We start from the raw sequence: 17113 nt of genomic DNA on the forward strand, positions 1-17113 counted from the left end.
CTGCTGGTATTCTCACAGCTGTTGTGGGTTGGTCTTTCTGCATAACTTTTGCAGCCGGATCCACCACATTAATCGCAACATTACGCTCAACATCCACGCATCTTGGAACCTACCATCGGCGGATTAAGACGGGCAAAGCCCTCCTGACGATGATAGGGGAAATGCGGATATGGCGGCGTCAAGACGCTCGCATTGTCCAGGAGAGCAATCTGATCGTCGGTGAGATGCCAACCAACCGCTCCGAGGTTCTGCCGGAGCTGCTCTTCGTTTCGCGCTCCCATGATAATGGAAGACACCGTGGGCCGGCCTGTAAGCCAGTTGAGCGCCACTTGCGCAACTGTTTTGTCGACCTGTCTTGCAACGTCTTCAAGGGCATCAACGACGCGGTAGAGATGCTCCTCATCGACCGGAGGACCAAAACTTGCGGTTTCGTGAAGACGACTGCTCTCCGGCAGGGGAGAGCCGCGCCTGATCTTTCCCGTAAGCCGCCCCCAGCCAAGCGGACTCCAGACGAGTGCTCCAAGGCCTTGATCCATACCCAGTGGCATCAGATCCCACTCGTAGTCTCGGCCGAGAAGGGAATAGTAAACCTGATTGGCAATGTAGCGAGGCCATCCGTACGTGTCGGCAACCGCCAGCGACTTCATGATTTCCCATCCCGAAAAGTTCGAAATGCCGACGTAGCGGACCTTTCCCGCCCGAACGAGCGTATCAAGGGTCGACAAGACTTCTTCGACGGGTGTCCGGGCGTCGTAGGCATGAAGTTGCAGAATGTCTATATAGTCCGTCCGAAGCCGGCGAAGTGCGTCTTCGACCGATCTGATCAAGCGAAACCTGGAGGAACCCGCATCGTTCGGCCCATCTCCCATAGGCAGGCTGGTCTTCGTCGATATCAGCACGGTCTCGCGACGACCTTCCAGCGCTGCACCCAGCACCTCCTCCGATGCACCGTTCGAGTAGACATCTGCAGTATCGAACAGATTAACGCCTGCTTCAACGCAGATATCGATAAGTCGCCTTGCCTCGGAGACATCGGTCGTGCCCCACGCACTGAAAAGGGGACCTGCCCCTCCAAACGTGCCTGCACCAAAGCTCAGGACCGAGACTTTGAGGCCTGATCGGCCAAGAGAACGATATTCCATCTGGTCTTCCTTTCTTGAGAAATGGAAGCGACTTGCGCCACCTGATGGGGAAGAGATAGGAGATCCGGCTTTCGTGATATAGATTGCGGGCGGGAACAACATTTGTGAAATCAGGGACCAGATGGCTCGAGCGGAAGTCAATCGATCCGGAGAAATGGAAGTCTTCGTGCAGGTTGTCGAGCGCGGTGGCTTCTCGTCAGCTGCTCGCAGCGTCGGAATGACACCGTCGGCGGTGAGTAAACTGGTCGCGAGACTGGAGGCGCGGCTGGGTACCCGTCTCATCAATCGCTCGACGCGCGTGTTCAAGTTGACTTCGGAAGGCTGCGTCTTTTTCGAGCGCGCTACGCGTATCCTGGCAGACATCGAAGATGCCGAGCGGATCGCCAGTGCGGGAGAGGTGCCCAGTGGCCGCCTCCGCCTGAGCACCAGCGCCTCCTATGCCACCCATGTCCTCGCCGGCATACTCCCGGAATTCCTGGAGCGATATCCTGAAATTACCGTCGATATCGTACAAAGCGACCTTGTCGTCGATCTGCTTGAGGAGCGAATGGACGTTGCGGTTCGAGCAGGCCCGCTTAAAAGTTCGAGCCTCGTCGCGCGCAGGCTTGGCGATACTGCAATGACGATCGTCGCTGCTCCCTCCTATGTCGACCGGCGTGGCCTGCCCCGGACTATCGAGGAGCTTGAAAGGCATGACAGGCTGGGCCTTGGTTACACCCGCTCGATGGATGGCTGGCCGTTAATATCGGCAGGCGCGACGATTTTTGCCCCAGTCGTCGCCCGTGTCCAGGCCAATGACGGCGAGGCGCTGCGCCAGCTGGTACTCGCTGGAAATGGAATTGCCCGCCTCGCCAACTTCACGATGCGCGATGATTTGAGGGCCGGCCGACTGGTGCCAGTGCTCGACGAGTATAATCCTGGGGACCGGGAGGAGTTTCATGCCATTCATATAGGGCAGGGTGGCCCGCTGCCTTCCAGAGTGCGCGCTCTTCTTGATTTCCTGGCCAAACAAGGCAAAGTTACATAGCAGAGAAACCCGCCTATCGGGGAGGATACCCTCGCCCGAACTCGAGTCGACGTCTCGCGTTAGGTTTCAAGCACCGGCATGTTTGTCCCGCGCCATTGAGCTAAAATGAACTTGATCTGCTCGTAGAGCGCAAAAAATCAGATCTAAAGCGCGTCAAATCCAAAGGAAAAATCCTGGCCGTCCCGCTCCCTTATGCGGCAAAAGCCAAAGATCTTTTCATGTAAACGCGCAGTCGTGACAAGACATAACTCCTTGCGATCCTGCGTAAAATAGAACGCCTCGTCCCTGCCAACGAGGCCGTCTGTGTTGCGGCGTCAAAACGGACTGGCGCTGACGCTATGCAGATTTCAGCCCCACCAGAACCCGACGATCTGTCGCCAATTCCCAATGCCTTCAAATAAGAAATCGCGCACTTTAAAAACAGGCTTGATTGTTTGTAAGTTTAATGCAGATTTGAGTTATGCCCGGAATGCGGCAGCAAAAACAAATGCACAAAAAGTAGTCGGAACGACACGAGGGAACTGATGGTAACTGGGAAGGAGCTGCAGCAGCCGGCTCGGCGTAAACGCACGCAAAGTGAGCGGTCTGAGGATACGCGCAAGGCCATTTTCGATGCGACGATTAATCTCCTGTACAAAACGGGTTTCAACAAGACGTCCACTCCCGAAATTGCCCGCAGGGCGGGTGTGTCTCGCGGCGCGCTAACCCATCATTTTAGCAGCAAGGAAGACCTTGTCATCGGCGCTGTGGCCGATGACCTGACCAGCGTCAATCGGCGGCTGGCAGACTTTGCTGACGCGTTCGGGTCCGGTAGCGGCTCGACCGACGAAATCGTCGATTATCTCTGGAAGACGATGTTCGACCGACTGTTCTATGTCACGCTCGAATACCTTCCGGAAGCGCGCCACAATACCGGTTTTCGCAACGGACTCATTCCGGTCGTGCAGGAGTTCCATGACAGGCTGGACGATATCTGGACGGCGCTTGCGACTTATCGCAACGTCGATCCGGCCAGCGTGCGCATCGTCATGAACGCAACCATGTGCCTGATCCGGGGCATGATTGCCCAGACGGTGCTGCGACCGGCAGACCCGACCTATTACGAAAACCTTCTGACGTTCTGGAAACAACAGGTGAGGGCTTATTTTGCAACGCTTGCCGATGATGCGGAGCGCCAGCCATGAAGCCTCTTCTTCAGGTAAAAAATCTCGAGCGCGCTTTTTACGGAGTGCGGGTTCTGAACGGCGTCGACATCGAGGTGATCGACGGGTCGATTACCGGGCTGATCGGGCCGAATGGTGCCGGGAAATCGACGTTTTTTAATTGCATTTCAGGTCTCTACATGCCTGACAGCGGCTCCGTGAGCTTTGCAGGCGTCGACATAACCCGCCTCAGCCCGCAGGAAAGGGTATCGACGGGCCTGGTGCGCACTTTTCAGCTTGCCCGTGGTTTTCCCAAACTCAGCGTTTTCCAGCACCTGATGCTTTATGGTCAGGATCATCCGGGCGAAGGCCTGTTTGCCAGCATCACCGGCAGCGCGGCCGGCAAGCGGCGCGAGGAGCAGCTTGCCGAGGAAGCCATCTCGATTGCCCGCCGGTTGCGCCTCACCCACGTTCTGGACAATCCGGTCACTGCCCTGTCGGGCGGGCAGAAAAAACTGGTGGAAATAGGCCGTGCGCTGATGGCGAAGCCCCGGCTCGTGCTGCTTGACGAGCCGATGGCGGGCGTCAACCCGACGTTGACGGCGGAGATTGCCGATCACTTGCGCAGCCTCAATGCCGAGGGTGTCACAATCTGCCTCATCGAACATGACATGAAGCTGATTGGCAGCCTTTGCGACCCGGTCATCGTCATGGCGGAAGGGCGCAAATTGACCGAGGGCAGTTTCGATACCGTCGTCGCCGACGAGCGGGTTCAGGAAGCATATCTGGGCGGAAGGCATTGACGATGTTGAAGGCAGAAGGCCTGGTGGCCGGTTACGGGGCCGCCGAGGAAATTCTCAAAGGCGCATCGGTCGAGGTGCATGCGGGCGAGATCGTTACAATCATCGGCCCCAACGGCGCGGGGAAATCAACCCTGCTAAAGGCGATCGCCGGGCTGGTTCCGCTGAAAGGCGGCAGCGTGGTGATGAATGGTGCGGATTTGACCAGAAAAGATGCGTTGGGCAGATCGAAAGCCGGCCTCGCCTTTGTGATGCAGGAAAAAAACGTCTTTGGTACCATGTCGGTGGCGGAAAATCTCGAGATCGCCAGCTTCGGTAATCCTTCCGGCATGTCGCAAAGGCGCGAGAGCGTCTATGGTCGTTATCCCATCCTTGCTGACAAGCGCAAAGCGCTTGCGCGTACACTGTCCGGTGGCCAGCGGCAATTGCTGGCAATGGGAATGGGCCTGATGACCGAGCCGAAGCTTTTGCTGCTGGACGAGCCGACGGCCGGGCTTTCCCCGAAGGCGGCTGAAGAGCTGTTTCACGCTATCATCGAACTGAACCAGTCCGGCCTGCCCGTGCTGATGGTCGAGCAGCACGCGCTTGAGGCGCTCGAAATATCCACACGCGGCTACGTCATCGTCACCGGTCGCAACGCCGCCACCGGCGGCGGCCCGGAACTCGCCGCCGACCCCGAAATCCGTCGCCTGTTTCTGGGTGGCTGACATCGAATTGCCTGACATTCATTATTAAAAATAAGGGAACAACGCATGAGCAGCTTTAAAATCAATCGTCGTGGTTTCATGGTCAGCGTCGCTGGTCTGGCCGCAACCGGCCTGTTGCCGCAGGGCGTTCTGGCGCAGACAGGCCCGATCCGGCTTGGCGCGCTGACGCCGTTGACCGGTTCCGGCGGTCCATACGGCCCGGTCATGGTCAAGGCCATCCAGGCTGTTGCCGCCGAGGTCAACAATGCAGGCGGTGTCCTCGGTCGTCAGATCGAAATCATTTCCGAAGACGACCAGACCAACCCCGAGGCGGGGGTGCGCGCCGCCCGCAAACTGGTGGATGTCGACAAGGTTTCGGCGATCCTCGGCACATGGGCATCCTCCGTCACCACAGCCGTTGCGCCGATCTGCTGGGAATCCGGTACATTGCTTGCCACCGTATCGGGTGCCGACGCCATCACCGCGCTGCCGCACCAGGGTTACATCATCCGCACCCAGCCGACGACCATTCTTCAGGGCCGCAAATTCGGCGAATTCGCCGTCGAACAGGGCGTGAAGAAGCTATTCTTCTTCTCGCCACAGACGCCGTTTGCCGAAAGCCAGTTTAACAACATAACCGCCGCCGTGACAGCTGCGGGCGGTGAAACCAAATCGATGATCTATGACGACAAGAAGCCCTCCTATCGCAGTGAGGTCGACGAGATGCTCGCCTATGAGCCTGACGTCATCGTGCTTGGCGGTTACGCAGCCGATACGACCGTTCTGCTGAAGGACATCTACCGCTCCGGCTACGAAGGCAAAAAAATCGCCTTCGCCTATTCGGTGAACCAGAAGCTGATCGACAGTGTCCCGGCGGAAATAGTGGAAGGCATCTACACAATTGCGCCTTCACCCGCGCAGTCGTCCACCGCTTACAAGCGGCTTGTGTCGCTGATCGGCGTCGAAAATCCCGATCCCTACACAACGCAGGTCTATGACCAGACCAATCTCATCATCATGGCGATGGCGAAGGCTGGTGCAGCGGACGGAAAATCCATTCGCGACGCCATCCGTTCGGTCTCCCAGGGCAAGGACGGCGAAATCGTGGATAACGCGCTCGATGGCCTAAAGCTGATCGCCGCCGGCAAGGCCGTCAATTACGAGGGCGCCTCCGGCCCCTGTGACTTTACCGACACCGGCGACATTTCCGACAGCCAGTTCCGCTACGAACAGGTGGAAGACGGCAAGCTCAAGCTGCTGAAAATCGCGTGAGGCATTGATGACAACCCTCGCTCAGGCGATACTCAACGGGATGATGACGGGAATGCTCATCGCTATTCCCGCCCTTGGCCTCACGGCGATCTTTGCCGTGCTGCGTTATGTCAACTTTGCCATAGGGGCCTATGCCACGGTTGGCGCTTTTGCAGCCTGGTATGTCAATACCAGGCTGGGGCTAGGTGTGTTCCCATCGGCGCTCGTCGCCTTCGTGGCGGGCGGGATCGTCGGTCTCGTGGCAGAGCAGACGGCGCTCGCAAGGCTTCGGCCATCGGGCGCACTGGCCGTGGCCATCGCCTCAATTGCCGTCAATCTCATTCTCGAAAATGTCATCCGCTTCATTTTCGGCAATGATCTTCAGGGCTTCGATCTGCCTGTCGCACGCGACTGGCGTTTTTCCGGCCTGCGCCTCGGCCCGCAGCAGCTGCAGACGGCGGCGATCGCCATTGCCATCATGGCGGCGGTGTTTCTCTTGCTGCGGTTCACACGCTTCGGCAAAGCCATGCGGGCAGTGGCAGATAATCCCGATCTCGGCAGATTGCTGGGCATGGATCCCTCGCGCATCGCCATGATCACCGTTGCTCTCGGTGCAGGGCTGGCGGGCGTTGGCGGTGTGCTGCTCGGCCTCGATACGGCCATCGATCCGATGACCGGCTCGCGCCTGCTCTTGTCCATCTTCGCCGCCGCCGTGCTGGGCGGGCTCGGCTCGATCCCCGGCGCCGTCGTCGGCGCGGTGATGATCGGCATCGGCGAGGAACTGGCCGTTCTCGTGCTGCCCGCCACCTATCGTTCCGCCGTCGGTTTCGCGACAATCCTGCTTATCCTGTCGCTGCGGCCTGCGGGAATACTGGGTGAAAGGAACACGTGATGCTGTCGTATCTGCTTTTCACGCTCACGCTCGGCGGCATTTACGGTCTGCTGGCGCTCAGCCTCAATCTCATCTGGGGTGGCGTGGGCATGGTCAATCTGGGGCTTGCCGGCTTTTTCGCCGTGGGTGCCTATGTTTCGGCACTGGTGGCGATAGCGGGGGTTCCGCTACCGCTGGCAATGCTGCTCGCCTGCGTCATCGGCGCGCTGGCAGGCGTCATCGCCACCTTTGCAACCATTCGCCTGCGCGGCGACTACCTCGCCATCGTCACGCTCGGCTTTGCGGAAGTGGTGCGCATGGTCGCGCTGAACGAACGCTGGCTTACCCGCGGTTCCGACGGCATTTCCGGCATTCCGGCACCCTTCCGGGCCGAACTCGGCATAGACGGTTTCAACCTGTTCTATCTTGCGCTCGTCAGCGTCATCGTTCTCATCGTCTTCTTCGCCATGCGACGCATCGATGGATCGCCCTTCGGGCGTGTTCTCAAAGCTATTCGCGAGGACCAGGAACTGGCGACATTCGCGGGCAAATATGTTACCCGCTTCAAGATCCAGACCTTCGCGCTTTCCGCGGCGATCGCCGGACTTGCGGGCGCACTCTACGGACATTTCCAGACTTATATCTCGCCCGACCACTTCCAGCCGCTGATTACCATTTACATCTTTCTGGCTGTCACCGCAGGCGGTGTCGGCCGGCCGCTCGGCGCGCTGGCCGGCGCTTACCTCGTCGTATTCTTCCTTGAGGCGACACGCTTCCTTGGAGAAATCTTTCCCGGCCTCCAGCCTGGACAAGTCGCCGCGGTGCGCGAAATTCTCGTCGGACTGGCGCTTCTGGGCGTGCTGCATCTTCGCCCGCAGGGTCTTTTGCCCGAACGTATCGCCCCCGCACCCAAAACGGAGACATCACCTTGACCAATCTTCTCGCGGCTCTTTCAAGCCCCGGACAGCCGCAAACGTTGTATAGGGCGCTGGAAAAACACCTCTCGGAAACCATCGGCTTTGGCCTCTTCACTCTCCTCTACCGGGACGGTCAGGAGGTCGCCCGTGTTTATTCGACCAACGAAGAGGCTTACCCCGTCTTCGGCCGCAAACAGATGGGGCCAACGCCTTGGGGTGAAAAGGTAATAGATCGCCAGGAGGCATTTCTGGGTCCCGACAGAGAAGCCATCATCTGGGCCTTTTACGATCACGACCTGATTTTCAGCCTCGGACTTGGCGCGGTCATCAATATTCCCGTCGTTTACGATGGCGAGACAATCGGCACCATGAACCTGCTCGACAAAAGCGGCGCTTACACGCAGGAGCATCTGCGCCAGGCGCAGGCCGTGGCGCCGCTTCTCATCCCCGCCTATCTGGAAGCGCGTCGTCGCTGATACTTTCCCAGGAATGAACCTATGACTGCTATTATTTTCGAAAATGCCCGCATCGTCGATGGCACCGCCGACCGCCCGTCCGAACCCGTTCAGGTTCTAGTTGAGGGCGGTTCCATCCGCGAGGTGGAAAAGAACATTGCCTCTGCCTCGGCGCAGCGCATCGACCTTTCAGGCAAGACGCTGATGCCAGGCCTGATCGATGCTCACGTTCACGTCGTTGCCTCAACCGCCGATCTCGGCCAGAATGGTATGCTGCCAGATGCGCTGGTGACGGTGCGCGCCTTCAAAATCATGGGCGAGATGCTGGCGCGAGGGTTTACTACCGTTCGCGATGTTGGCGGTGCAACCTCCGGTCTCGTCGCCGCAACCCTTGAGGCCGCGTGGCCCACACCACGCCTGAACATTTCCGGCAAGGCGCTGGCCCAGACGGGCGGCCACTGTGATTATCGCGGTCCCTATAATGACGACCAGACGCGCACACGCGGCTTTGCGCTCGGTGCGTTGGGCCGCATCTGTGACGGCGTGCCGGACGTGCGAAAAGCGGCGCGCGAAGAACTGAAGAGCGGCGCGAACTTCATCAAGATCATGGCCAATGGCGGCGTATCTTCGCCCACGGATCCCATTCATTTCCTCGGTTTTTCCCGTGAAGAAATCCTTGCCGTCGTTGAGGAAGCTGAAAATGCCGGAACCTATGTTTCGGCCCATCTTTATACTGACCAGGCCATTCGCCGCGCGGTGGAATGCGGTGTTCACTCGCTCGAACATTGCAACCTCATCGGCAGCGAAACGGCAAAATTTGCCGCCGAAAAAGGTGCTTTCGCCGTCCCGACGCTCGTTACCTATGACAAATTGTCCAGCGAAGGCGCCGCCATGGGGCTGCCTGCCGCCTCCATCGCAAAGGTAGATGACGTGCGTCTGGCAGGCATGGAATCGCTGACCATCATGCGTGAGGCCGGGCTGCAAATGGCCTATGGCAGCGATCTGCTTGGCGGCATGCATGTTTATCAGTCGGAAGAATTCGTTATTCGCGGGCGTGTCCTGCCAGCAGTAGAGGTTGTCGCATCGGCAACGCATATCGCAGCCCGCCTGTTGCGCATGGAAGGCAAAATCGGCGCAGTTTCGCCGGGGGCTTATGCCGACCTGATTGTGGTCGACGGCAACCCTCTCGAGGATCTCACATTGCTGACCCATCAGGGCGCATATATGCCAATGATCATGAAGGCTGGTGTCTTCATCAAGCGCTGATTGCCTGTTGCCGACTTCAGCTGACATTCTGTACGCCCGACCAAGGCCGGGCGTCTAACAGTCCGGGGTCTTGCGCGCCCGATAAGCCGCGAGGGCTTCGCGTCATTCAGCCGGGCGCTTGCGAGCTCGGCTCGCGATTGCCGCTGCGAAATGCGCGCTGGCTTCGTCGTCCAGAACTATGACCGCACCTAAGACACGCGCAAAAATCGGCAGGCCGCGTCTTCGACCGCGACGGCTAACAAGGGATCGTGGGGGCGACACCCAGTCGGAAGCAATCTCTTCGGACATTATTTGATACCGAACCCCAGGCGACGCAATGTCTGGCTCAGTTCCGCGCGACCCTTCAGGGCATCGGTGTCCTTGACGCGCTGTGCAATGGGCGCTGTCCAGCCATTTTGTGGCAGGCCCTGTTTTTCCTGAAACGTCTTAAGCACCGCGTCATACGAATCGAGATCATCCCGTGCGGCCTCCGAATAGGTTTCATGAAACAGGATGGAAGATTGTGGCAGGCGCGGTTTGACGTCAGTCTTCACGTTCGGGTCGGGATAGCCCACAGTAAGGCCAAAGACGGCAACCGTCTCGGCGGGCAGGTTCAGTTCGCGGGATACGTCTTCCGGTCTGTTGCGAATACCGCCAACGTAGCAGGAACCAAGACCGAGTGAATCGATAGCGGCAACAGCGTTCTGCGCAGCCAGTGCCGCATCGATGGCACCGATTAGGAAGCTTTCCAGGTAATCCAGCCCTTCTGCGTTGTTGCCATGGTTTGAAGCGACCGTTCGCAGCCGCTTGAGGTCTATTAGCCAGACGAGGAAAACAGGTGCATCCTTAATATGGGCGTTGCCGCCCGTGAAACCCGCCAGTCGTGCCTTGCGCTCCTTGTCCTGCACCGCCACCACACTCCACGCCTGAAGATTGGATGATGTCGGGGCAGATTGCGCGGCTGCGACCAGAAGTTCCAGGCTGCCCTCCGGCAGAGCCTTCGGCAAATAGGCGCGAGCGGTACGGTGGTTCAGCAAGGCGTCGATCGTATCATTCCAGAAAGGCGGAGAAAAATCGGCCTGCGTTCCGTAACGAGCCTCGACGCGCTGCTTTGGGATTTCCGGTTTGGTGATCGGTCTGGACAGGGTCATCGGGTGAAACTCCATAAAGTTGGGCGCGGGAGGATGGGCTCGAGGTGCGGATTAGAAGAGCTGCGAAATACCCGCCATTTGATATGCCTCGCCAAGGTATCTGCCGAGCAATGTCCTTCTCATTTGCGATTTTTCAATGAAACAACATTTCCGCAGGAGGTCTGAAACGACCGTCGGCAAGATTTATTCGCATTTCACCATGGGTTCCAGAGACGCAACGAAGATCCAGATCAATGCCGTAATCCAGCGCAAGTTTTGGTGCCCCGTTCCCTATGTATCGGAATAAAATTCCGCAAGTAACGATTTCTTTGGGCGACAGGAAGAATTTTCTTCTTAGTAATGCGCTGCTTTGCCCTGATGCTTTCCTCATCGAAACGACGTTTTCAAACGGGGATTTTCATGACGATAGGACGCCGCCAGTTCAACAAAATGCTTCTTCTGGCAACGGCAGGAACGGCCCTGCCGGGTTCGGTCTTCGCCGCAAGTGGCGATGCGAGCCGGCCCGTCTCCGGCGGCACGCTTAAGCTGCTCTATCGTGTCGATCCCGGCAACGCACTTTTCGCCATCAACACATCGTCAGGCACGGGGCAGGCGATCGGCCCGAAGATCGTTGAAGGTCTTCTGACATTCGATTTCGACCTCAATCCGCAGCCGTTGTTGGCAACGGAATGGTCCGTTTCCGACGATCATCTGCGCTATACGTTCAAACTCAGGCCCAACGTGAAATGGCATGACGGCAAAGATTTTACATCGGAAGACGTTGCCTTTTCGATTTTCCGCCTCAAGGAGGCGCATCCGCGAGGCCGCATCACGTACCAGAACGTTCAGGCGGTGGAGACGCCGGATCCCCTCACCGCCATTATCGTTCTGTCCAAACCGGCACCGTTTCTGATTGCTGCGCAATCGAGTTCGGAATCGCCTATCGTGCCGAAGCATATTTTCGAAAAGCTGAAGCCGGCCGATGGCCAGACGCTTCAGACCGCTGTCGGCACCGGCCCCTTCAAACTGACTGAATGGACGCCGGGGAGCCATCTGATCTTCGATCGAAATCCCGATTATTGGGATCCGGGCAAACCTTATCTCGACCGTATCATCCTTCGCATCATCACCGACCCGGCCGCACGGGCCGTGGCGCTGGAAACGGGTGAAGTCGATCTTGGCGACAACCCCGTGCCGCTGGCGGATCTCGAACGGCTGAAGCAGAACCCCGATCTCGTTCTGGATACGAACACCTATGCCTATGCGGGTCCGCAGCAGCAGTTGTTCTTCAATTACGATAACGAAATCTTCCGCAAGAAAGATGTGCGTCTCGCCATTGCGAAGGCGATCAACCTCGATGAAATCGTCAATGTGGCGCTCTTCGGTTATGCGCAGATATCACCCAGCCCCGTCAGCACGGCCCTTCCCAACTGGTATGATGCTTCGGTCAAGGCATATGCCTACGACCCGAAAGAAGCGGAAAAGTTACTCGATGCGGCGGGATATCCGCGCAAGAAGGACGGCAAGCGTTTTCCCGTGCGGTTGACCTACAATTCGTATCTGACGCCGGGCTATGCCGATGTTCTTCGCAGCCAGCTCGAAAAGATCGGGATTGCCGTCGAAATCCGCAAATACGACCTGCCGACCTATCTGAAAACTGTCTACACGGACCGTGCCTTCGATCTGGTGGTGGAATCCCTCTCCAACACCTTCGACCCGTCGCTCGGCATACAGCGTGCCTATTGGAGCAAGAATTTCAAGATCGGACTGCCATTTTCCAATGCGGCAAACTACGCCAATCCAGAGGCGGATGCGCTTCTTGAGGCGGCCGCCATCGAACCGGATCCCAAGAAGCGCTGGGTAACCTGGAGCAAGTTCCAGCATCTCATCCATGACGACGTCGCCTCCGTCGATCTCGTAGCGGCGGGAAGCCAGATCGTGGCGCACAAGCGGGTCAGGAACTACGTCACCGGCGCGCAAGGGCTGAACTGGAGTTTCGGGGACCTATGGCTCGATCCGACAGCTTGAAACCAGATGCGAAAAACCAGAATTTGTCAGGAGGATATGCAATGTCCGTACATGCTGTAACCAAAGACCGCCTCATCGAGTGGCTGAGAGATGGCAAGGAACTTGCCGTTCTCGACATTCGCTCCGCAGGGGAGGTGGGGTATGCTTCGCCGCTGTTTGCGACCAACCTTCCGGGTGAAAGCCTGGATACCGAAATCGACCGCTTCATTCCGCGCCCTGCCGTGCGGACGGTTCTTGTTGATGACGGGGAGGGCAGTGCCGAGCGGGCGGCGGAACGGCTTGCCGCCAAAGGATGGAGCGATATTCATTTTCTCCGTGGTGGAATCCCGGCGTGGAACGAGGGCGGCCTAGACGCCCTGCCGACATTCGATATTCCCGGCGTTCCTTTCGCCCAAAAGGTGAGAAGTGAAAAGAACACGCCAGTGGTTTTCGCCCGTGAACTGAAGGCGTGGCAGGAAGCCGGCGAGGACGTTGTCGTCATCGACACCCGCACAATAGCGGAATATGAAAAGGCGCACGTGCCGGGCGCCATCGGCGTACCCGGTGCCGAACTTCTGCTGCGGTTTTCCGACCTCGTGCCATCACCCGGCACAAGGGTTGTCGTTTCCTGCGCGGGCCTTCCGCGCGCTATCCTCGGGGCGCAGACATTGATCGACGCCGGTGTTGAAAACGATGTCAGCTATTTGCACGATGGGACGCGCGGCTGGACAGATGACGGGTTTGAACTGGAAAAGGGGCGTTCACGGATCTATGCGCTTGCCAGTGACAACGCGAAAGATGCCGCAAGGGCGCGCCTGGAAACACTCTCCCACAATGACAAACTGCTGTTTATCGATCGGGCAACAGCCGAAACTTGGCGGCGTGACACGACCCGAACGACTTATTTTCTCGACGTTCGAACGCCGGAAGAGTTCGCGGCGTCCCATCTGCAAGGTTCGATTTCGTCGGAAGGCGGGCAGCTTCTTGGTGTTGCCTATCGCACAATTGCCGTGCGCGGAGCGCGGGTCATTCTCGTGGACGACCTGCTTGGTGCACGCGCCAGGGTCGTGGCGCATTGGCTGCAACGTCGCGGTTTCGAAATCGCTCTTCATCTGCACGACTTCGAACAGGGTGTCGAAGCGGCAGCCGCCTAGGCCGACTTGATTTTCGCCAACGTTTATTGAGACAGGAATTCGCCAGGCCTGAGGCTCGGCACCCAGCGAACACTTTGATACAATTGCCACTAAATTTCGGCGGCTTTTTCCCAAAATTGGCAGAGACGCTATACGCGACGATCTTAACCGCGAGCTTCGTTTCGAAGCGTACGAAGTGAAACGGGCGGGCGTCTACAGGCTGCAGCTGCCGGAGGAACTGGGGAGCCTGGGTCTTGCATTGCCTGAACTTTTGGCCTGAAAATCGAACTGGCCGAGCCCCATCCCAATCTTAAAAATGCTTACCGCAGTCACTTGGGCTTTACGGAGGATCTGCTTAGTGCAGCACCCTCGCCGTGGCGCGATGCATGGCTGAAACGGAGCGGGCATGGAAAAGACTGTGCCTTAAAAACCCTTTTCGACGGCAAACCGCGAAAACGGGCTCAAACCGGAGACAGCGCGAAGGTGGAGATATTACTCGACAGATGGAATTTTGGCCACGATTGAACAGGCGGGCCGGCTCATCGACTTCTCCTCCTCTCCGCACCATACTGGTACCGCCCGGTCTACGAAGTCGACTTTACATCACCACTCCGGCCTCTGAACCGTAACGTGTAACCCCCGGGAACCGGCGTCACCCCTTAAACGCGCAGTTCAGGCGGAGAACTGGCAGACGTCAGGCACGCCGTTGCGTCATCGGCGAAGACCGACTGGGAAATACAGTTGCCATCCTGTTTTTTTAGCGGCGGCCTTCAACGGCAGAACGGATATGCGAGCGGCTAACGCCGATGTCGGAAAGGCTTCTATCGTCGAGCGCGCTAAGTTCGGCCATAGCGCGGCGATTGCGGAAGTAGTTGCGAACGGTGTCGTGAAGTTTCATTTTCATAGGTTCCTTCAATGGTGTTGCACAAGATATGTCCATTCAGACGCAAAAAATACAGGCGTTTGCCTGCATGGAAGCCATGCAAAAAACGAAGCACCGCGTCTGGAATGACAGAAACGGCCCCCGGCATAAGGAAACGCTATAGCGGCAGAAAGGACTTGTGTTGGCAAAACGTCCGGGGATGAACCTACTCTGCCTTGAAGATTAGCGTGACGTTGATCGACAAGAACCGCAAAAGCGGCAAAAGCTCGCCCGGTATAGCGCCGGAACAGATAAATCCGAAAAGGAGTGGGAACATGAAACACGGCATTACTCGCAGACTTCTACTGGTTTCCGCAGCAGTCGCTCCGATCCTGAGCCTGTCGCCGGCCATGTCCGCATCCGCTTATGCGGCCGACACAATCAGGCTTGGCCTCGTGGCGCCGATGAGCGGCCCGAATGCGCGCTATGGCGCTTTCTCGATGCATGGCGCGGAACTCGCGGTGAAGGACATCAATGCGGCCGGCGGCATCAACGGCCAGCAGATCGAACTCTTCAACGCCGACAGCCAAGGCACGCCGGTTGAAGGCGTTTCGGCCACCCGCCGCCTGATCGATCAGGACGAGGTGGATTTCGTCATAGGCGATGTCTCCAGCTCCGTGACGCTCGCCATGCAGCCTGTCGCGGAAGATGCAGAGGTTCTGCTTCTAAACGCCGCTTCTTCCAACCCGAAGATCACCTATCAAGCGGGTGTCGGCGGTTTCAAATGGACCTTCCGCAATTATCCGACGGACGAGAATCGCGCGCTCGTGGTGGCGAAATACGCCGCCGAGCAGCGTGGTCTCACCAAGTTCGCGGTGCTGTCGGTCGACAGCGATTATGGCCGTTCCGCCATTACCTTCACCAAGAAATACCTGCCCGACTTCAAGGGTGAGATCCTCAGCGAGGACTACTACAAGGAAGGCGAGGTCGACTTCCGCAGCGTGCTGGCGAAGATCCGCGACAACGGCGCGCAGGCGATCATCATGTATGGGCTGGCCGACACCACCCCCATCGTTGCCCGTCAGATGCTGGAACTCGGACTTGCCGGCAAGGTCGTGCTGATCGGTAACGGCGAATTCAACACCGAAAAGACGATCACCGCCGCGCCGAAGGCCATGGAAGGCGCAGTGGAGGCTGCAGCCTGGCTGCCGCAATTCGACTCTGCCGCCAGTAAGGCTTTCGTCGAGAAATTCACGGCCACTTACAAGGAAGCGCCCAACAATCACGCCTATGTGCATTGGGATACCGTCAACCTGCTCGCGCAGGCGATCAAGGAGGCCGGAAGCGCCGACCGCAATGCGGTCCGCGAGGCTCTCTCCAAGATCAAGTACAAGAGCCCGGTCGGCGAGGTCACCTTCGATGACCACAACCAGGCGCGCCTTCCGATGATCCTGCTTCAGATCGAGAACGGTAAGCCCAGCATCAAGGGCGCCTACACGGCGGAAATCCAGTACCCTGCGAACTGACAGACCGGAAGGGGTACAGCCATGTTCTCGACAATTATCGAGCAAGTCGTAAACGGGATCGTCACGGGTTCCGTCTACGCGATCGTCGCCGTCGGCATGACCATGATTTTCGGAGTGCTGAGAGCCATCAATTTCGCTCACGGCGAATACTACATGCTCGGAACCTTCGGGGCGTGGTTCGCCATCGATTATCTCGGCCTCTCTTATGAGGCCTCGATCGTCGTCGGTGTTCTTTCCACCGTGGTGGTGGCCTATGTGGTGGGCCAGCTGGTAATGCGCAGGATGGTGGGGGCGCCGGCGGAGTCCGGCGTGCTCGCCACCCTCGGCATCGCGCTTGTCCTGCAGAACGCCGTGATTTTCGTCTTCGGCGGCGGCTACAAGTTCTTCGCCGGCGGTTATATCGAGCCGGTTTCCATTTTCGGCTTCACGCTGGCGCAGCAGCGCATCATCATTCTCGCCGTGTGCCTCATCGTCTTCGTCGGCCTTGAACTGATGGTCACCTACAGCCGTCTCGGCATGGCGATGCGGGCCGTCTCGCAGAACGTCGAATGCTGCGGCGTGGTCGGTATCGATGTGTCGCAGGTAGTGTTGCGGACCTTCGTCCTTGGAGCGGCGCTCGCTGCACTCTCGGGCGTTCTGACCGCTCCGGTCAATGTCAGCGTTTATGGGGGCATGGGTGAACTCATCACCTTCAAGACCCTGCCGATCATCATCATGGGCGGCCTTGGAAACGTGCGGGGAACCTTCTTCGCGGCCATGATCCTCGGCATCGCTGAAAGTCTCGTCGCCACCTATGTGGGGTTGCAGTTCCGCGACACTGTGGGGTTCGCGACGCTGATCCTGATGCTGATGTGGCGCCCACACGGCCTGTTTTCGACGCAGGCGCGCTTTTAGAAGTCGCGCCTGCCGAGTTTTCTCG

Annotated in this window: 16 protein-coding genes; 13 read left to right on the forward strand and 3 right to left on the reverse strand. The window is 58.3% G+C overall.

Going from position 1 to position 17113, the window contains the following annotated elements; genetic code table 11:
• Positions 1 to 86: 86 nt before the first annotated feature.
• Positions 87 to 1142 (reverse strand): aldo/keto reductase, encoded by a 1056-nt coding sequence (locus tag ACQZ5Y_RS26765; protein WP_080802186.1) that lies wholly within the window; start codon positions 1140 to 1142, stop codon positions 87 to 89.
• Positions 1143 to 1263: 121 nt separating this feature from the next.
• On the opposite strand from ACQZ5Y_RS26765, the gene ACQZ5Y_RS26770 reads away from it, so the two are divergent.
• From ACQZ5Y_RS26770 to ACQZ5Y_RS26810, 9 genes are all read left to right on the forward strand, one after another.
• Positions 1264 to 2169 (forward strand): LysR family transcriptional regulator, encoded by a 906-nt coding sequence (locus ACQZ5Y_RS26770; RefSeq protein WP_060641947.1) that lies wholly within the window; start codon positions 1264 to 1266, stop codon positions 2167 to 2169.
• Between the two features lie 524 nt (positions 2170 to 2693).
• Entirely contained in the window at positions 2694 to 3353 is a 660-nt protein-coding gene (locus ACQZ5Y_RS26775) for a TetR/AcrR family transcriptional regulator (RefSeq protein ID WP_003519311.1), read from the forward strand.
• On the forward strand, positions 3350 to 4114 hold the full coding sequence (locus tag ACQZ5Y_RS26780) for an ABC transporter ATP-binding protein (protein WP_019567203.1): 765 nt from the start codon (positions 3350 to 3352) through the stop codon (positions 4112 to 4114). The genes ACQZ5Y_RS26775 and ACQZ5Y_RS26780 overlap by 4 nt, the downstream gene beginning before the upstream one ends.
• 2 nt (positions 4115 to 4116) lie before the next feature.
• Positions 4117 to 4818, forward strand: a complete 702-nt coding sequence (locus tag ACQZ5Y_RS26785; protein WP_019567204.1) for an ABC transporter ATP-binding protein — start codon at positions 4117 to 4119, stop codon at positions 4816 to 4818.
• A 45-nt stretch (positions 4819 to 4863) separates the two neighbouring features.
• Positions 4864 to 6069, forward strand: a complete 1206-nt coding sequence (locus ACQZ5Y_RS26790) for an ABC transporter substrate-binding protein (RefSeq protein WP_112524625.1) — start codon at positions 4864 to 4866, stop codon at positions 6067 to 6069.
• A 7-nt stretch (positions 6070 to 6076) separates the two neighbouring features.
• Positions 6077 to 6940: a branched-chain amino acid ABC transporter permease gene (locus tag ACQZ5Y_RS26795; protein WP_112524622.1), complete on the forward strand. Its 864-nt coding sequence runs from the start codon at positions 6077 to 6079 to the stop codon at positions 6938 to 6940.
• Positions 6940 to 7851, forward strand: a complete 912-nt coding sequence (locus ACQZ5Y_RS26800; RefSeq protein ID WP_019567207.1) for a branched-chain amino acid ABC transporter permease — start codon at positions 6940 to 6942, stop codon at positions 7849 to 7851. The genes ACQZ5Y_RS26795 and ACQZ5Y_RS26800 overlap by 1 nt, the downstream gene beginning before the upstream one ends.
• Entirely contained in the window at positions 7848 to 8312 is a 465-nt protein-coding gene (locus ACQZ5Y_RS26805) for a GAF domain-containing protein (RefSeq protein ID WP_019567208.1), read from the forward strand. The genes ACQZ5Y_RS26800 and ACQZ5Y_RS26805 overlap by 4 nt, the downstream gene beginning before the upstream one ends.
• 21 nt (positions 8313 to 8333) lie before the next feature.
• Positions 8334 to 9557 carry a metal-dependent hydrolase family protein gene (locus ACQZ5Y_RS26810; protein WP_112524619.1) on the forward strand — a complete coding sequence of 408 codons (1224 nt, stop codon included), beginning with the start codon at positions 8334 to 8336 and terminating at the stop codon, positions 9555 to 9557.
• 287 nt (positions 9558 to 9844) lie between these two features.
• Here the strand turns inward: ACQZ5Y_RS26810 and ACQZ5Y_RS26815 are convergent, their stop codons facing one another.
• A complete protein-coding gene (locus ACQZ5Y_RS26815; RefSeq protein ID WP_112524616.1) occupies positions 9845 to 10687 on the reverse strand; it encodes an NADPH-dependent oxidoreductase in 843 nt (280 codons plus the stop codon).
• 399 nt (positions 10688 to 11086) lie between these two features.
• Here ACQZ5Y_RS26815 and ACQZ5Y_RS26820 point away from each other — a divergent pair, with 399 nt between their 5' ends.
• Complete coding sequence (locus tag ACQZ5Y_RS26820; protein WP_112402037.1) at positions 11087 to 12694, forward strand: ABC transporter substrate-binding protein; 1608 nt, start codon at positions 11087 to 11089, stop codon at positions 12692 to 12694.
• Between the two features lie 41 nt (positions 12695 to 12735).
• Positions 12736 to 13827 carry a rhodanese-like domain-containing protein gene (locus tag ACQZ5Y_RS26825; RefSeq protein WP_060641952.1) on the forward strand — a complete coding sequence of 364 codons (1092 nt, stop codon included), beginning with the start codon at positions 12736 to 12738 and terminating at the stop codon, positions 13825 to 13827.
• 736 nt (positions 13828 to 14563) lie between these two features.
• On the opposite strand, the gene ACQZ5Y_RS26830 is transcribed toward ACQZ5Y_RS26825, so the two are convergent.
• Positions 14564 to 14704, reverse strand: a complete 141-nt coding sequence (locus tag ACQZ5Y_RS26830; protein ID WP_102024263.1) for a DUF1127 domain-containing protein — start codon at positions 14702 to 14704, stop codon at positions 14564 to 14566.
• A 299-nt stretch (positions 14705 to 15003) separates the two neighbouring features.
• On the opposite strand from ACQZ5Y_RS26830, the gene ACQZ5Y_RS26835 reads away from it, so the two are divergent.
• Both ACQZ5Y_RS26835 and ACQZ5Y_RS26840 read left to right on the forward strand, forming a co-directional pair.
• A complete protein-coding gene (locus ACQZ5Y_RS26835) occupies positions 15004 to 16194 on the forward strand; it encodes an ABC transporter substrate-binding protein (RefSeq protein ID WP_060642080.1) in 1191 nt (396 codons plus the stop codon).
• 21 nt (positions 16195 to 16215) lie between these two features.
• Positions 16216 to 17088 (forward strand): branched-chain amino acid ABC transporter permease, encoded by an 873-nt coding sequence (locus ACQZ5Y_RS26840; protein WP_060641953.1) that lies wholly within the window; start codon positions 16216 to 16218, stop codon positions 17086 to 17088.
• Positions 17089 to 17113: the final 25 nt, after the last annotated feature.

The organism is Agrobacterium sp. A3-95 (assembly GCF_053521785.1).

Excerpts from the sequence above, each read along its gene's own strand:
- ACQZ5Y_RS26820 (WP_112402037.1), top strand. The coding sequence starts at position 11,087 with ATGACGATAGGACGCCGCCAGTTCAACAAAATGCTTCTTCTGGCAACG.
- ACQZ5Y_RS26830 (WP_102024263.1), bottom strand. The coding sequence starts at position 14,704 with ATGAAACTTCACGACACCGTTCGCAACTACTTCCGCAATCGCCGCGCT.
- ACQZ5Y_RS26835 (WP_060642080.1), top strand. The coding sequence starts at position 15,004 with ATGAAACACGGCATTACTCGCAGACTTCTACTGGTTTCCGCAGCAGTC.
- ACQZ5Y_RS26775 (WP_003519311.1), top strand. The coding sequence starts at position 2,694 with ATGGTAACTGGGAAGGAGCTGCAGCAGCCGGCTCGGCGTAAACGCACG.
- ACQZ5Y_RS26840 (WP_060641953.1), top strand. The coding sequence starts at position 16,216 with ATGTTCTCGACAATTATCGAGCAAGTCGTAAACGGGATCGTCACGGGT.
- ACQZ5Y_RS26770 (WP_060641947.1), top strand. The coding sequence starts at position 1,264 with ATGGCTCGAGCGGAAGTCAATCGATCCGGAGAAATGGAAGTCTTCGTG.
- ACQZ5Y_RS26800 (WP_019567207.1), top strand. The coding sequence starts at position 6,940 with ATGCTGTCGTATCTGCTTTTCACGCTCACGCTCGGCGGCATTTACGGT.
- ACQZ5Y_RS26795 (WP_112524622.1), top strand. The coding sequence starts at position 6,077 with ATGACAACCCTCGCTCAGGCGATACTCAACGGGATGATGACGGGAATG.
- ACQZ5Y_RS26780 (WP_019567203.1), top strand. The coding sequence starts at position 3,350 with ATGAAGCCTCTTCTTCAGGTAAAAAATCTCGAGCGCGCTTTTTACGGA.
- ACQZ5Y_RS26815 (WP_112524616.1), bottom strand. The coding sequence starts at position 10,687 with ATGACCCTGTCCAGACCGATCACCAAACCGGAAATCCCAAAGCAGCGC.
- ACQZ5Y_RS26825 (WP_060641952.1), top strand. The coding sequence starts at position 12,736 with ATGTCCGTACATGCTGTAACCAAAGACCGCCTCATCGAGTGGCTGAGA.
- ACQZ5Y_RS26810 (WP_112524619.1), top strand. The coding sequence starts at position 8,334 with ATGACTGCTATTATTTTCGAAAATGCCCGCATCGTCGATGGCACCGCC.
- ACQZ5Y_RS26790 (WP_112524625.1), top strand. The coding sequence starts at position 4,864 with ATGAGCAGCTTTAAAATCAATCGTCGTGGTTTCATGGTCAGCGTCGCT.
- ACQZ5Y_RS26765 (WP_080802186.1), bottom strand. The coding sequence starts at position 1,142 with ATGGAATATCGTTCTCTTGGCCGATCAGGCCTCAAAGTCTCGGTCCTG.
- ACQZ5Y_RS26785 (WP_019567204.1), top strand. The coding sequence starts at position 4,117 with ATGTTGAAGGCAGAAGGCCTGGTGGCCGGTTACGGGGCCGCCGAGGAA.